13 protein-coding genes are annotated in these 13969 nt (G+C 58.4%); 9 read left to right on the top strand and 4 right to left on the bottom strand.

The features are described from left to right. Positions 1-2 precede the first annotated feature (2 nt). Both FY550_RS12430 and glk read right to left on the bottom strand, forming a co-directional pair. The gene (locus FY550_RS12430) at positions 3-860 is read right to left on the bottom strand and encodes a D-hexose-6-phosphate mutarotase (protein ID WP_070978665.1); all 858 of its coding nucleotides are present in this window, start codon (positions 858-860) and stop codon (positions 3-5) included. Next, complete coding sequence (glk, locus tag FY550_RS12425) at positions 857-1816, bottom strand: glucokinase (RefSeq protein WP_070978666.1); 960 nt, start codon at positions 1814-1816, stop codon at positions 857-859. Before glk ends, FY550_RS12430 begins: the two co-directional genes overlap by 4 nt. Positions 1817-2316: 500 nt before the next feature. On the opposite strand from glk, the gene gap reads away from it, so the two are divergent. The 5 genes from gap to FY550_RS12400 all read left to right on the top strand — a co-directional run bounded on the left by gap (position 2317) and on the right by FY550_RS12400 (position 7295). Then, positions 2317-3321: a type I glyceraldehyde-3-phosphate dehydrogenase gene (gene gap / locus FY550_RS12420; protein WP_070978668.1), complete on the top strand. Its 1005-nt coding sequence runs from the start codon at positions 2317-2319 to the stop codon at positions 3319-3321. A 129-nt stretch (positions 3322-3450) separates the two neighbouring features. Continuing rightward, entirely contained in the window at positions 3451-4134 is a 684-nt protein-coding gene (locus FY550_RS12415; protein ID WP_070978670.1) for a haloacid dehalogenase type II, read from the top strand. Between the two features lie 130 nt (positions 4135-4264). Continuing rightward, positions 4265-5779: a choline-sulfatase gene (gene betC / locus FY550_RS12410; RefSeq protein WP_070978673.1), complete on the top strand. Its 1515-nt coding sequence runs from the start codon at positions 4265-4267 to the stop codon at positions 5777-5779. Between the two features lie 201 nt (positions 5780-5980). Then, positions 5981-6292, top strand: a complete 312-nt coding sequence (locus tag FY550_RS12405) for a hypothetical protein (RefSeq protein ID WP_139148701.1) — start codon at positions 5981-5983, stop codon at positions 6290-6292. 154 nt (positions 6293-6446) lie between these two features. After that, the gene (locus FY550_RS12400) at positions 6447-7295 is read left to right on the top strand and encodes a dienelactone hydrolase family protein (protein ID WP_070978677.1); all 849 of its coding nucleotides are present in this window, start codon (positions 6447-6449) and stop codon (positions 7293-7295) included. A gap of 52 nt (positions 7296-7347) precedes the next feature. Here the strand turns inward: FY550_RS12400 and pncB are convergent, their stop codons facing one another. Beyond that, positions 7348-8514: a nicotinate phosphoribosyltransferase gene (pncB, locus tag FY550_RS12395; protein ID WP_070978680.1), complete on the bottom strand. Its 1167-nt coding sequence runs from the start codon at positions 8512-8514 to the stop codon at positions 7348-7350. 197 nt (positions 8515-8711) lie between these two features. On the opposite strand from pncB, the gene FY550_RS12390 reads away from it, so the two are divergent. From FY550_RS12390 to FY550_RS12380, 3 genes are all read left to right on the top strand, one after another. Beyond that, entirely contained in the window at positions 8712-9854 is a 1143-nt protein-coding gene (locus tag FY550_RS12390; RefSeq protein WP_070978852.1) for a GNAT family N-acetyltransferase, read from the top strand. Positions 9855-9932: 78 nt separating this feature from the next. Beyond that, a complete protein-coding gene (locus tag FY550_RS12385; RefSeq protein WP_070978684.1) occupies positions 9933-10508 on the top strand; it encodes a fasciclin domain-containing protein in 576 nt (191 codons plus the stop codon). Positions 10509-10560: 52 nt separating this feature from the next. Continuing rightward, complete coding sequence (locus tag FY550_RS12380) at positions 10561-11064, top strand: fasciclin domain-containing protein (protein WP_168201487.1); 504 nt, start codon at positions 10561-10563, stop codon at positions 11062-11064. Between the two features lie 274 nt (positions 11065-11338). On the opposite strand, the gene cynS is transcribed toward FY550_RS12380, so the two are convergent. Beyond that, the gene (gene cynS / locus FY550_RS12375; RefSeq protein ID WP_070978689.1) at positions 11339-11785 is read right to left on the bottom strand and encodes a cyanase; all 447 of its coding nucleotides are present in this window, start codon (positions 11783-11785) and stop codon (positions 11339-11341) included. A 616-nt stretch (positions 11786-12401) separates the two neighbouring features. On the opposite strand from cynS, the gene glgA reads away from it, so the two are divergent. Then, positions 12402-13964, top strand: a complete 1563-nt coding sequence (glgA, locus tag FY550_RS12370) for a glycogen synthase GlgA (protein ID WP_084388113.1) — start codon at positions 12402-12404, stop codon at positions 13962-13964. Positions 13965-13969 lie beyond the last annotated feature (5 nt).

The following is a 13969-nucleotide window of genomic DNA, read 5'->3' as shown; positions in this document are numbered from 1 at the left end:
ACTCACTCGTCAGCCAGGGAGACATGCAGGGAGAGGCGGTGCTGGGCACCCGGTGCCAGCCAGACAGGATCGAGGTGTGTGCAGGCGGCTTCGACACACAAAAAGCGATCAAGCTCCTCGGCAGCGACATCACCGGGCGGCGGCGTTCCCGGATGCCAGACTACGCTGGAGTCGCTGCCATTTTTCGCGATACGCAGGCGCCTTTGACCGTCATCGAGCACCAGCGGGCGGCTGGAATGGTAGATGCGATCGAGTGCGCCACGAATCCCGAGTTCTCCCACCTGGTCATGCTCGGTGAAACCATCGAGCTTATCGATATAGCGCGCTCCCGATAGCCCTTCGACGCGACAGGCATACGTATCGGCAACATCAAAATAACTGTGCAATGCCTGGGTCAGACGCGTCGGTGTTTCACCATCATGCTCGGTCATCAGTTCCAGCGCCAGTCGGCGTGCATTGGCGTGAATCACCAGACGTGGTGAGAGTTGCTCATCGAGGCGCTGTTCGGGGAAGAGATGTATTTCGACACCATCCTCGGCGTCATCCACCGCTTCGATCTGCCACTCGGCGGTACGGGCAGTGCCGTGTGCCGGCCCCTGACCGTCTTCCGGATCCCCGAACCAGGGCCAGCACAACGGAATGCCGCCGCGAATGGCACCAGGTGGCGCCTTGGGTATGGAACCGGTCCATAGCCAATCGCGCTGGTCTCGCGGTGCAAAATGCAGCAGATGGCCCCCATGGCGTGAGAGGGCCAGCTCTCCCCATGACTCGTTGATCAGCAGGACGCTGCGATCGGCCCAACGGGCATCACGGCGACCACGGGTTTCATCGAGCGCCTGACGCAGAGCTTCGGGGATCATGATACCTCCTCGTTGTGCAGGGCCTCGGCGGCCCCCAGCAGACCGGTCCATTCGGCAGTCACCACCCAGGTGGCGATGGAAGCATTGTAGTGCTCCATGCGTCCCTTGTTGGTAAAGGCCTTGCGGAAATCGCTGTGCTGCAGGAATTCAAGATTCTTGGGCAGAATGCCGCCGCAGAGGTAGACGCCGCCGCGAGCGCCCAGGGTCAGGGTCACATCGCCGGTCACATCGCCCAGCATCTTGCAAAATCGCATGATGGCACGATGAGCGTTTTTATCGCCCTGACCGGCCGCTTCGGAGACGGCTGAAGGGGTCTCCAGCACGGCCTTTTCGTCCTCGAATTCGCATAGCGCCTGATAGGTGTCGAGCAGTCCCTGACCGCAAAGCATGCGCTCGATCGAAACGCGACCATAACGCTTTTGAAACCATTTGAGCAGGTGAATCTCGGTGTCGTCGGTCGGCGCAAAGCTGGCATGCCCACCCTCGGCGGAAAGGGGGATCCAGAAACGCTGACTGGGCGCAAGGCCAGCGAGACCAAGGCCGGTACCGGGGCCGATGACCAGTCGGGCGCGTCCGGCTTCGCTGCCGCCTTCACCAATCTTGACCAGATCGTCTTCGGCAATATGCGGCAAGCCCAGCGCCATGGCGGTAAAGTCGTTGATGGCCTTGAAATTGTTCAGACCGAGCGTCTTTTTCATGGTCGACTTGCGAAAATGCCAGGGGTTGTTGGTCATTTTCACTTCATCTTCATGCACCGGGCAGGCGAAAGCCAGGCAGGCTTCTTTGGGTGCCTTGCTACCAACCTTGTCGAGGTAGGCGCGGACCGCTTCGTCGAGATTGGAGAAATCGGCGCACGGCAGGGTCTCGATGTCGTGCAGGTCGAATTCTCCGGGTGTCACCAGCGCGAAACGGGCATTGGTGCCACCGATATCGCCGACCAGAGCGGGTCGTGTCATTGGGTTGATCTCCTGACGTTGGTCATGCTTGTACTGAGTGCGCGACGGGCCGCAGCGAACGGGCCATGAGCATAGCGTGCCGAATGGCAGGCGCTGTGCCTCGTTGATTACCGGGACCCGAAACGGGCAAAGGGGCCGTGTTGCAGACCACGCAGGTCGGCGCATGGTCGATATCATGCATACTTTAGCGGAGAAGGTTGCCGGGCGTCACGATATGGGAACGGGCGTTCGGGACTGGCGAGGTGGCCGCGAAACGACCAGACTGGGGCAACAGGGTTCGAAGGGGGTCTGCAGCAGGAGGAAACCGTCGGCCGAAGCGGCTGTCTCAGGGGTGGGCGCGTTAATTATCGGTACGACCCCTGGATTCGGCCGGTATCGACGTCCAGGATGTAGTAATCTTCCATCATCGTCCCCATGTCATTGGCAGAACCGGTTTTCCGACAGACCCGGGATGACTCCCGAACATGTCCTTTTCCATCCAGTCGCAGGAGGAAACAGCAATGACCTTACGTGTTGCCATCAACGGTTTCGGCCGCATCGGTCGGAATACCTTCCGTGCTCTCTACGAAAACGGCTATCGCGATCGCATGGAAGTGGTGGCCATCAATGATCTGGGCGATCCGGCCCTCAATGCGCATCTGCTGGAACATGACAGCACACACGGGCACTTCAATTTTCCCGTCAGCCATGACAACGACAGTCTGAGTGTCGATGGTGACAGGATCCGTATCCTGGCCGAAAAGGATCCGGCTCAGTTGCCCTGGAAAGAGCTGAACGTTGATCTGGTCATGGAGTGCACCGGTATCTTTACCTCGCGTGAAGGTGCTGCCAAACACATCGAGGCAGGTGCCGGCCGGGTATTGATTTCTGCACCCAGTGGCGATGCCGATGCCACCATCGTATATGGCGTCAACGAGCAGGATCTCACCAGTGACCATACCGTGGTGTCCAACGGCTCCTGCACCACCAATTGCCTGGCGCCGCTGGCCAAGGCGCTGCATGAAGGTGTCGGGATCGAGACCGGTCTGATGACCACGGTACACGCCTACACCAACGACCAGAACCTGGCTGACGTCTATCACAAGGATCCGTTCCGGGCGCGCAGTGCTACCCAGTCAATGATTCCGACGAAAACCGGTGCGGCTTCTGCCGTGGCAAAAGTGCTGCCGGATCTGACCGGCAAGCTTGATGGTTTTGCCATCCGTGTGCCGGTGCTCAACGTCTCGGTGGTGGATCTGACCTTCACCGCAGGTCGTGAGACCTCGAAGGAAGAAATCAATCGGCTGGTCACCGAGGCGGCACAGAAGTCGCCGGTCATGGATGTCAACGAGAAGCCGCTGGTTTCGATTGATTTCAACCACAATGCGCACTCGTCGATCTTCGACAGCAACCACACGCGTGTCTCCGGCAAGCTCGTCAAGGTGCTGGCCTGGTATGACAATGAGTGGGGCTTTTCCAATCGTATGCTGGATACAGCCCTGGCAATGTCGAAAACCATGAAGTAAGGCACGCCGATTCATTCGGTAGCCGAAGGGCGTCTCCCGCTGGGGAGGCGCCCTTTGTGTTCCATGGGCCCGGCCAAATCATCATTCTTCTACGCTGAAGTCGGATTTCCCATGCAATGGAGGGCTTTCATGTCCGAGACCACACTTGCCTTTGATGTCTATGGCACCCTGATTGATCCCTATGCACTTGCCGATGAGCTGCGACCTCAGCTGGGCGAACGGGCCGAAACGGTAGCAGCGGCCTGGCGAGCGAGTCAGTTGCAGCTCTCCTTCAGACGGGGGCTGATGGGGCGGTACGACGATTTCAGCGTCTGCACTCGTCATGGTCTGGATGTGGCACTGGCAGCGCATGCCCCGGAGATTGATGAATCAACTCGTGAGGCATGGATGGCCGCCTATGCGCGTCTGCCAGCCTTTGACGAAGTTGCCGGTGCGCTGGTCGAGCTGCGCCAACAGGGCTACCGGCGGGTAGCCTTCTCCAATGGCAGCCATGACGCGATGCGCACCGTGCTCGGTAATGCCGGGTTACTCGACCATTTCGACGACCTGGTCAGCGTCGATGAGGTCAAGCGCTTCAAGCCCGATCCAGCGGTCTATCACCATCTCGCCCGCCGGATGCAGGCCGCACACGATCGCCTTTGGCTGATCTCCAGCAATAACTGGGATGTGCAGGGGGCTCGTCATGTCGGCCTCAATGCGGCCTGGGTGCAGCGCGATCCCACTGCATTGATCGAGGATTCGGCACTGGAGCCGAATTTCCGCATTGATTCGCTGAGCGAGTTGCCAAAGATGCTGGAGAAACCCGGCGTTTAGCGGTGGCGTTCGTTCATGCCCCAGCACTGCTGGGGCTGAGCCACCGGAGATATCGTTTGTCGCCGACCGCTCTGACCCCCCAATCTGACTACACTGAGTTCACCAACAATCAACAGGCGGGGGAGCCGGCATGACACAACCCAATATTCTGGTACTGATGGCCGATCAGGTGAACGGTACGCTGTTCGAGGATGGCCCGGCCGATTTTCTGCATATGCCTCATCTCAAGGCTCTGGCAGAGCGGTCGGTGCGCTTCAGGAATGCCTACACGCCCAGTTATCTCTGTGCCCCCGGACGTGCGGCTTTCATGTCCGGTCAGCTTCCCTCGCGTACCGGTGTCTATGACAATGCCGCCGAATTTCCTTCCAGTGTGCCGACCTGGGCGCACCATCTGCGTCGCGCCGGGTATGCCACCTGCCTTTCCGGCAAGATGCATTTTGTCGGGCCTGATCAGCTGCATGGCTTCGAGTCCCGCCTGACCACCGATGTCTATCCACCCGACTTTGGCTGGACGCCGGATTATCGGCGCCCCGGTGAACGTATCGACTGGTGGTATCACAACCTGGGGTCGGTGACCGGCGCAGGCGTGGCCGAGATCAGTAACCAGATGGAATATGATGATGAGGTGGCCTTTCACGCCGAGCAGAAGCTGTTTGATCTGTCGCGTGGTCACGATGAACGACCCTGGGCGCTGTGTGTCAGTTTTACCCACCCCCATGATCCCTATGTGGCCCGGCGGCAATTCTGGGATCTGTACAATGACTGCGAGCATCTTGAGCCGAAACTGGGTGCCGTGCCCTACGCGCAGCAGGATCCGCACTCCCAGCGCCTCTATGAAGCGAACGATTACACCAAATTCGATATTCAGCCGGAAAATGTACGTCGGGCGCGACAGGGGTATTTTGCCAACCTCTCCTACATTGATGACAAGATCGGCGGCATCCTGGATGTGCTCGAGCGTACCCGTATGAAGGACAACACCATTGTGCTGTTCGTCTCCGATCATGGCGATATGCTCGGTGAGCGCGGATTATGGTTCAAGATGAGTCCGTTCGAAGGGTCTTCTCGCGTACCGCTGATGATCAGTGCGCCGGGCCTTGAACCAAAACGGGTGGATACACCGGTCTCCTCGATCGATGTCAATGCCACCCTGGCCGATCTGGTAGGCATCGATCTGGGTGAAATCGAACCCTGGACCGATGGCCAGTCGCTGTTACCGCTGGCACATGGTGAAAAGCGCGAGGCCCCGGTCTACATGGAGTATGCCGCCGAGGGCAGCTATGCGCCGCTGGTGACGATTCGGCAGGGCAAGTGGAAGTTCAACCATTGTGAGATCGATCCTCCCCAGCTGTTCAATCTGGAGGAGGATCCCGACGAGAAGCACAATCTGGCCGAGGATCCTGACCACCATGCCATCCTGACCGAGTTTGCCCGTCAGATGATGGATCGCTGGGATATGGCGCGCTTCGATGCCGACGTGCGCGAGAGTCAGGCTCGCCGCCTGATCGTCTATGAGGCGTTGCGTAATGGCGCCTATTTCCCCTGGGATCATCAGCCGCTACAGGTGGCTTCGGAGCGCTATATGCGCAATCACATGGATCTTAACGTGCTGGAAGAATCGCAGCGTTTCCCGCGCGGCGAATAACTGCCTCCACCGGGCTCGCAGGCCTCGGCTGTTTTCGTGGTGTTGCCAATCGGCGACAAAATGATTGACAGCTCGGGGCCTGTTATGGTTGTTGTAGCGGTGTTACACTGCGCTCCGTGATCCATTGACGGTAGTTCACTGCCTGCTATTTCAGGGTTGCCGATCATTCATTCCGGTGCGGTGGCCATCGAGGCTCGGCTCATGCAGAAAATGACGAATAAAGAGTGTGTTCAGGGAGTTCACCTCCTGATTGGTTCGACCCTGCGAGATGGGCGTCGCGATCGGACAGGCAGGATCGTCGGTATCGATCAGACGCGTGACCATCCGGTCGTGGATATTGTCTGGCAGGGCCAGCGCCGTGCCGAACGGATTATCGTGACCTGCGATCAGCTGCGTGATCTGGTTGAGGCATGCCGTCGTCAGGAACTGAAGGCCCGGACCGATGAGTCACCCGCCGAGAGCCCCGTGGTAGAAGCGCCTGTCGCGATGACCGAACAGCGTCGACTGGCCTGAATCGACCACCCGATTATGCTTTCTGCGGCTGCGCAAGGTAGCTGCACCCTCAATTAACGCCTTTCCCGGACTTTAAGCCTGCTTTCCGCCCGTTATACTGTCTCTGGTATCCATCAATGGTCCCGGTGACCATTTGCAAGGGACGGGAGGAATCATGAGAGCCATGGTTTTCGGCTTCGGCATGCTGATGGCAAGCGTCAGTACCTATGGTGCCGAACAGGGACAGGGCATGCCCGGTGACATCGGGCCGGATGTGCAGGGACAGCAGGTGACCTATACCGTTGATAATCACCAGTACAACGGTTACCTGGCCCGGGATGTCAGTGCGCAGGGCAAGCGTCCCGGTGTACTGATCGTACACGAATGGTGGGGACAGACCGATTATATTCGCCAGCGGGCGCAAAAGCTGGCCGCATTGGGCTACGTTGCCTTTGCCGTGGATATGTATGGCGAGGGACGCACCGCCACTCATCCGGAGGATGCCGGTACATTTTCATCGAATGTGATGCAGGACTGGCCCGCCGCGGAGCGCAATCTCGAGGTGGCCATGGCCACGCTCAAGTCCCAGGACGGCGTTGACCCCGACCGTCTGGCGGCCATTGGCTATTGCTTTGGTGGTGCAGTAGTGCTCAACGCAGCACTGGCCGGTATGCCATTTGATGCCGTGGTCAGCTTCCATGGCAGCCCGGCGCAGGTGGTGGAAACGCCAAAGCACTTTGATGGCCGCGTGCTGATCCAGAACGGGCAGGATGACCAGATGGTCAAGCCGGAAGCTCTGCAGTCACTGGTCGATGCCTTCAAAAAGGTCGATACCAGTGTCACGGTCATTCAGTATCCGCATGCCAAACACGCCTTCACCAACCCCTATGTCGATGCCAAAGCGTCGCAGTTCGATCTGCCGCTGGCCTACAACCCGGCAGCCGATGCCGCGTCATGGCAGGTCATGCTGAACCTGTTTGATCAGGTGTTTGCTCGTCCCTCGACTGGCGGCAAGACACAGTAGCTGGCATGAATAGCCGGGGCGGTGAGTCAGGAGCATCGTCCCCGGTGATCGTTCATTCGGGCAGCGACAGATTGCGTCTTGCCAGCTGGATCATCTCCGGATCACCCGTGTTCTTGGCTCGGATATCGGACAGCTTGACCACCGGCACCCATTGACGTCCTTCGGGTCGCGTATCGGTCATCTTGACCACCATGTTCAGCGGTTTCAGACCAACATCGTTGGTAAAGTTGGTCCCGATACCGAAGGACATGCCGATACGACCGCTGCAGAAACGGGCAATGCGATCGACCTTTTCCGTGTCCAGAGCATCGGAGAAGATGATGGTTTTGCTACGCGGATCGATACCGAAACGCTCGTAATGGGCGATGGTACGCTGGGCGAATTCAACCGGGTCGCCGCTGTCGTGGCGCACGCCGTCAAAGAGCTTGGTAAACATCTTGTCGAAGCTCTCGAAGAAGACCTGGGTCGTGAAGGTATCCGACAGCGCAATGCCCAGATCTCCCCGGTAGACTCTGACCCAATGCTCCAGCGCCAGGATATTGGCCATCTTGAAGCCAAAACGGGCAGCGTGAAACATGAACCATTCGTGCGCGTGCGTGCCCAGAGGCTTGACGTCATGGCGGTGGGCCAGGTGGACATTACTGGAGCCGGTGAAGCTGTTGCCGCCATACTTCTTGAGTGCCGCCACCACCTGATCGTGCACCTCGTAAGAGTACCGACGACGCGTACCGAATTCGGCTACGCGTACACCCAGCTCATGGTAGTGCTCGATCTTTTCGCGTGTACGTTTCAGCACTTTCTCATTGCTGTCCCGATCCTCGCCAAGCATCTCGAACCAGAGCTGACTGATCAGTGTCATCAGCGGGACTTCCCACAGGATGGTGCGATACCAGAGTCCTTCGACAGTGACGGACAGCTCCTCGCCATGCTGTTCGATGGTGACTTCGGCCGGGTTATAGCGAAAGCCCTGAAGGAAGTCATGGTAGGTCGGATCGAGGTAGGGGCAGGTCTCTTCGAGGAAGCGTCGCTCTTCGCCGCTCAGGCGCAGCGCGGCCATTTCATCGACGAGTACGCGCAGGCGCTGGCCAAAGCCGGGAGGAAAGCGATGCTCCCCCCGATTGATGAAGGCATAGCGCGCCATGGCGTTGGGAAACAGTTTCACCACGGCATTCTGCATGGTGAACTTGTAGAAGTCGTTATCGAGGATCGAGTGCAGCATCGATGGGGTGTTGTCCCTGATGGATAGTCCGGGGAGAGACAGGATAGCGTAGCTGACCACCTGACTCCATGGAGCAGGATATCAGTTCAGCGACGCAGTCGGAGCGGGGAGTCTACACTGATCGCCATCAGGCTCGACCATCGCATGTACTGTTGACAGATGGTCGATCGATTCCCGATACCCGGCACGGAGGTGTGATGACGCTGGAACTCCGCGAGATCGGCGCCATGGCCGATATCGACCGAGCGCAATGGAACGCTCTGACCGGCCTCGATTACCCGTTTCTGCGCCATGAATTTCTCGAAGCCCTTGAAAGCAGCGGCGCTGCCACTGCCGAAACCGGCTGGATCCCCCGTCATCTGACCCTTTGGCAGTCGGATCGACTGGTCGGGGTATTACCGCACTACGACAAGGACCATTCCTTCGGCGAGTACATTTTTGACTGGCAGTGGGCGGATGCCTGGGAGCGAGCTGGCGGCAGCTACTACCCCAAGCAACTCAGCGCCATCCCCTTTACGCCCTGCCAGGGACCACGGCTGCATCTGGCGGATGAGGTCGCTGCCGATCAGGCCATCCGACTGCTGGTGGAACATCTGGAGCGACAACGTCCCGAAACCTGGCATCTGCTTTTTCCGGAGACGCGCGAAGCCGGCGAATGGCAGTCGGTCTGGTCAACCCTGCTTGAGCGCCATGGCATGCAGTATCACTGGTTCAATCGTGCGTACGACGATTTTGATACTTTCCTGGCTACCATGACTTCCAAGCGTCGCAAGGAGCTCCGGCGTGAGCGGCGCAAGGTAGCGGAGCAGGGGCTTTGCATGCGTCGTCTGCAGGGTAGTGAGATCAGCGAAGCCGATCTGGCGGCCTTTTATCGCTGCTATCAGATGACCTACCTCGAGCATGGCCAGCGTGGTTATCTCAATTACGAGTTTTTCAGTCGGGTGCTCGAAACCATGCCGGAGGCGCTGGTTCTTGTTCAGGCAATGTACGGTGAACAACCCGTCGCTGCAGCGCTCTGCTTTCAGGGCAGGGATACGCTTTACGGCCGTTACTGGGGCAGTGAAGTGGAAGCCGATTGTCTGCACTTCGAAACCTGCTACTACCAGGGCATCGAACACTGCATCCTGCAGGGACTGCATCGTTTCGACCCTGGCACCCAGGGCGAGCATAAGGTGCCGCGTGGTTTCGAGCCGATTGTCACCCGATCATTGCACTGGATAAGACATCCACGGTTTCGTGACGCGATCGGCGACTTTCTCTCCAGGGAGCGACCAATGGTCGCAGAGCGTATGCAGGAAGCGCGTGAACTGCTGCCATTCAAAGTGATCGAAAACGAGTAACGGGGTCGATGACATTGACGCCGACGATATGAGCAGAGTCACGTGAGTGTGACGAAACGCAGAGGGGAACAGGATTTGATGATCAAACGATCAATAACACTCACCAGTCTGGTGCTGGCGCTGAGTGCCACCAGTCTATCGGCGCAGGCCGCTTCTGCCGGGGATGCATCATCCCCGTCGCTCGGTCAACAGCAGGCCCGGCATCAGCAGCGCCACCAGAGCGTACGCGATCAGGCGCAATACGATTCACTGCTTCAGGCACTGAAGGCGAAGGGAGATTTTTCTCGATTGCTGGATGCCTTTGATCGAGCCGGGCTGACCGATCTGCTAAGCGGAGATGGGCCGCATACCCTGTTTGCGCCCACCGATGAGGCCTTCGCACAAATGCCGGAGGCACAGCGCCAAATCCTGAATTCCGATGATACCGAGCGCCTGCGCAAGCTGCTTCGCTACCATCTGATGCCCGGCCTGATGCCGCAGGAGGCCCTTGGAGTGGTCGAGCACCCTCAGGCTCTGACCGGACAGCTCAAGATTCAGCAGCAGCAGGGGAGGGCTACGGTCAATGGTGCCGACATCGCGCCATCGCAGATTGTGACCCGCAACGGTATCATTCATCCCATCAATCAGGTGCTGATGCCCTACTACGAAAACTGAGTGTGTTGATCAGGCAGGGGCATCATGCCGGCAGGGGAGAAAGCGGATGAGCATGTGGTCGGTTAGGCGACACTATTGCCGGGGCGCCTGGCTTTTCGGTCTGCTGCTGAGCATGCTCATGCTGCTCCCCGGCCAGGCTGAGGCGCAATCATTGCTGGATGCGGCGCGCGCTGACGGGCACTATCACTGGTTTTTGCGAGCAGTGCGCGAAACGGAACTGGAAAAGGCGCTCTCTCAATTGTCCGCCGTCACCCTGCTGGCGCCGACCGATGCCGCTTTCGAGGCGATGGATGAGGAAGAGCGAAGCAAGCTGTTCTCCCTGCGTAACCGCGATCGACTGCTGGATGTGCTCAATCTTCACATTATCGAGCGCGATCTGTCACTGAATCAGGCATTACAGATCGGCATGGTCGGCTCGCGCCAGGGCCAGGCGCTGCATTTCGAGACGCGTGGAGATTCGGTCACGGTCAATGGCGCAAAGGTGGACGGCGCGATTGCTCATACGGCTCAGGGACGTCTCTACGGGCTGAACCAGGTATTGCTGCCCAGCCTCTAGGTCCTGATTGAAAAGGGCCTGCGCTTGTTCATGCGGTGGTCAAAGTCCGGCTCGGAACATTCATTCACCTCTCCAGGCCGGCGTGCCAGCCCGGTCCCTGTCTTCACCGTTTTTTGCCTTGGCTGGCTTATCGCTCGATAACTTTTCCAGCCGGGTCTCAGGCTTGAAAGCCATGGCGCTGATCTGCTGAATGCCCGAAGCGGGTTTTGATACTTCGCCACCCATTGGTTCTGAATGTCGGTGGCGATGAGCTCTCCTGCATCAGTCCGCAATCCTACCAGGCGCGATAGGGCAGGAATTTCCCATTGAGCGTGATGACGACCCGGTCGCCGGCCGGATCCTGCTGGCGATGTACGTCCATCTCGAAATCGATGGCCGACATGATACCGTCGCCGAATTCTTCCTGAATGACATCCTTCGTGGCTTCACCGTACACGCCCATGATCTCGTAGAAGCGGTAGATCAGTGGGTCGGTGGGAACAGTCTGCTCCCAGCGTTTGGTGGGATAAGCGCTCAGTGCCCGGGTAGTTTCCTCGTCAAGTTCGAGCACTTCGGCAATGGCCTGCGCCTTTTCAGGGGGCGCACTGTTGTTGCCATAGGCCACCGAAGCGACCCAGATCGGAGACATGCCGATCTGCTCGCCGATTTGCGCCCAGGTCAACCCCTTCTCCTGTTTGGCTTCCAGCAGAACCTCGGTCAGTGGGGCATGCATGTGGTCCATCTGGAGCCTCCATCAGTATCAGTCGTGATGACCATTGCCAGGGTCAATGAGTGATGACAATGGGCGTCGATGCTCCTGAAAGGTTGGTCATATTCTGATCTGCGTCAATGTCGTTCCAGGGCGTGTCATTTTAAATGGAAATGACTGACATACCCGAGACATGGCTGCATGACAGTCAATGGTCTCAGAGCAAAATGTCGCACAGGCGAAGAAGCACCGGGCGGATTCGCCACCCAATTGATATTGCTGAAGTTTATTGGCCCGATTGAGCAATGTTAATTGCAACGTATTGTAAGTACATTAAACGCCCATTGACGGCGGTAAGCAGGCTTGTCTATATCCAAGTAACATGCCCGTCAGAGGCTGATCGGAGTATGCAGGGAAGCGATAACTCCGCTTGCGGTTGGCCGTGTTGGTGAGGTCGGTAATACAAAAGGGGCGTCACCGGCCCCGATCAGGGCTGCTGTTCGGTCATGTCACGGGTGTTTCTCGGTGAGTGACCATCGAAATCGCCGACCGTTGATCCCGACTCTGTTCGGTTCAGTTCTGCCAAAGACGAGCCGAATGTGTCGGATTCAACTCCGGTGCATTCTGCATAAGCGAGGGAGTGCGCATCATGGTAGTTCTGGCGTCGCGAAATACTGCTGAAAACCTGTCCGAAATCCAGGCCGGCAATGATGCCGAGCGCCGTGATCCAGGCGATCGATCACCCGGGTCACGTGTCCTGTTTGTGACCTCTGAAATTGCCGATTTTGTCAAGGTCGGCGGCCTGGGTGATGTCTCGGCGGCATTGCCTCGAGCCTTGCAGGTCCATCACGATGTTCGAGTACTGGTGCCCGGTTATCCGCAGGTGACTCAGAGCGAATGGCCGATCGAGGTCGTTGCCGAGCTGCCCGGGCTGATGGATATACCTCCTTGCCAGCTGGGGCGAATCGAACTCACCGAAGGGTTGATCGTTTACACCCTCCTGTGCCCGGAACTCTACGATCGGGCAGGCTCTCCCTATCTCGACCCGGAAGGGCGCGACTGGAGCGATAATGACATTCGCTTCGCCAGACTGTCGCTGGCCGCCGCCCAGCTATGTGTCGGCTATCCTCGACATGAGACAACGGCACTGGAGTGGCAGGCCGATCTACTGCATCTACACGACTGGCAGGCGGGTCTGGCAGCTGGCTATCTGCGCTGGAATCATGTTGATACGCCCTGTGTCTATACCATTCACAATCTTGCCTATCAGGGGCTGTTTCCGCGTCATCATGCCGCCAGACTGGGCGTGCCGGAATCGGCGTTTGATGAGGGAAAGGTCGAGTTCTTTGATCAGCTTTCATTCATGAAGGCCGGGCTGGTCTACAGCGATCACATCACTACTGTCAGTACCACCTACGCTCGTGAAATCACGACGCCCGCATTCGGTTGCGGCCTTGATGGTCTGCTCGCCACGCTGGCAGAGGAAGGCCGCCTGACCGGCATCGTCAACGGTATCGATGACAGCTGGAACCCGCGTACCGATACCTACCTGGCCCGCTCGTTTGCGACCAGTGACTGGGCCGGTAAACGGGCCAATACCGAATACGTCAGACGCAGTTTCCGGCTCGCCGTCAGCCATGGGCCGCTGTTTGCCGTGGTCTCCCGTCTGGTGCATCAGAAGGGGCTGGATCTGACCATTGCCGTGGCAGAATCGATCGTGCGGGCTGGCGGTCAGATCGTAGTGATTGGCTGTGGTGAACCGCCGATCGAGAATGCACTGCGCAATCTGGCTGCACGCTTTCCCGGTGCGATCGGCGTCAGCATCGGCTTTAGCGAACGCGAGGCACGCTGTCTGTTTGCCGGTAGCGATTTCCTGTTGATGCCGTCGCGTTTCGAACCCTGTGGCCTTTCCCAGATGTATGCACAGCGTTTCGGCTCACTGCCGATTGCGCATCGCACCGGGGGGCTGGCAGATACCATCGAGGATGGGGTTACCGGCTTTCTGTTCGACGAAATGAGCCCCGATGGTTTCCAGGAGGCCATACGGCGAGCTTTCCGCGTCTTCGGGGCCACTGATCTGTTCTATGCCATGCGTCGTGCAGCCATGGCCATTCACTATCAGTGGCGGCTTTCGGTGCGTCCATATGCGGATCTCTATTCGAACCTGGTGGCACCGAATGAGTCTGTCGCTCGGTTGGGCAGGCGTGCATGAGTATA

This window comes from Kushneria phosphatilytica (assembly GCF_008247605.1).
GTDB lineage: Bacteria > Pseudomonadota > Gammaproteobacteria > Pseudomonadales > Halomonadaceae > Kushneria > Kushneria phosphatilytica.
Note: the sequence above shows the minus strand (reverse complement) of the source record. Positions and strands in the feature narration are given on the sequence as shown.

Coding starts and splice junctions, on each gene's coding strand:
- FY550_RS12430 (WP_070978665.1), bottom strand. CDS start 860: ATGATCCCCGAAGCTCTGCGTCAGGCGCTCGATGAAACCCGTGGTCGC.
- glk (WP_070978666.1), bottom strand. CDS start 1,816: ATGACACGACCCGCTCTGGTCGGCGATATCGGTGGCACCAATGCCCGT.
- gap (WP_070978668.1), top strand. CDS start 2,317: ATGACCTTACGTGTTGCCATCAACGGTTTCGGCCGCATCGGTCGGAAT.
- FY550_RS12415 (WP_070978670.1), top strand. CDS start 3,451: ATGTCCGAGACCACACTTGCCTTTGATGTCTATGGCACCCTGATTGAT.
- betC (WP_070978673.1), top strand. CDS start 4,265: ATGACACAACCCAATATTCTGGTACTGATGGCCGATCAGGTGAACGGT.
- FY550_RS12405 (WP_139148701.1), top strand. CDS start 5,981: ATGCAGAAAATGACGAATAAAGAGTGTGTTCAGGGAGTTCACCTCCTG.
- FY550_RS12400 (WP_070978677.1), top strand. CDS start 6,447: ATGAGAGCCATGGTTTTCGGCTTCGGCATGCTGATGGCAAGCGTCAGT.
- pncB (WP_070978680.1), bottom strand. CDS start 8,514: ATGCTGCACTCGATCCTCGATAACGACTTCTACAAGTTCACCATGCAG.
- FY550_RS12390 (WP_070978852.1), top strand. CDS start 8,712: ATGACGCTGGAACTCCGCGAGATCGGCGCCATGGCCGATATCGACCGA.
- FY550_RS12385 (WP_070978684.1), top strand. CDS start 9,933: ATGATCAAACGATCAATAACACTCACCAGTCTGGTGCTGGCGCTGAGT.
- FY550_RS12380 (WP_168201487.1), top strand. CDS start 10,561: ATGTGGTCGGTTAGGCGACACTATTGCCGGGGCGCCTGGCTTTTCGGT.
- cynS (WP_070978689.1), bottom strand. CDS start 11,785: ATGGACCACATGCATGCCCCACTGACCGAGGTTCTGCTGGAAGCCAAA.
- glgA (WP_084388113.1), top strand. CDS start 12,402: ATGGTAGTTCTGGCGTCGCGAAATACTGCTGAAAACCTGTCCGAAATC.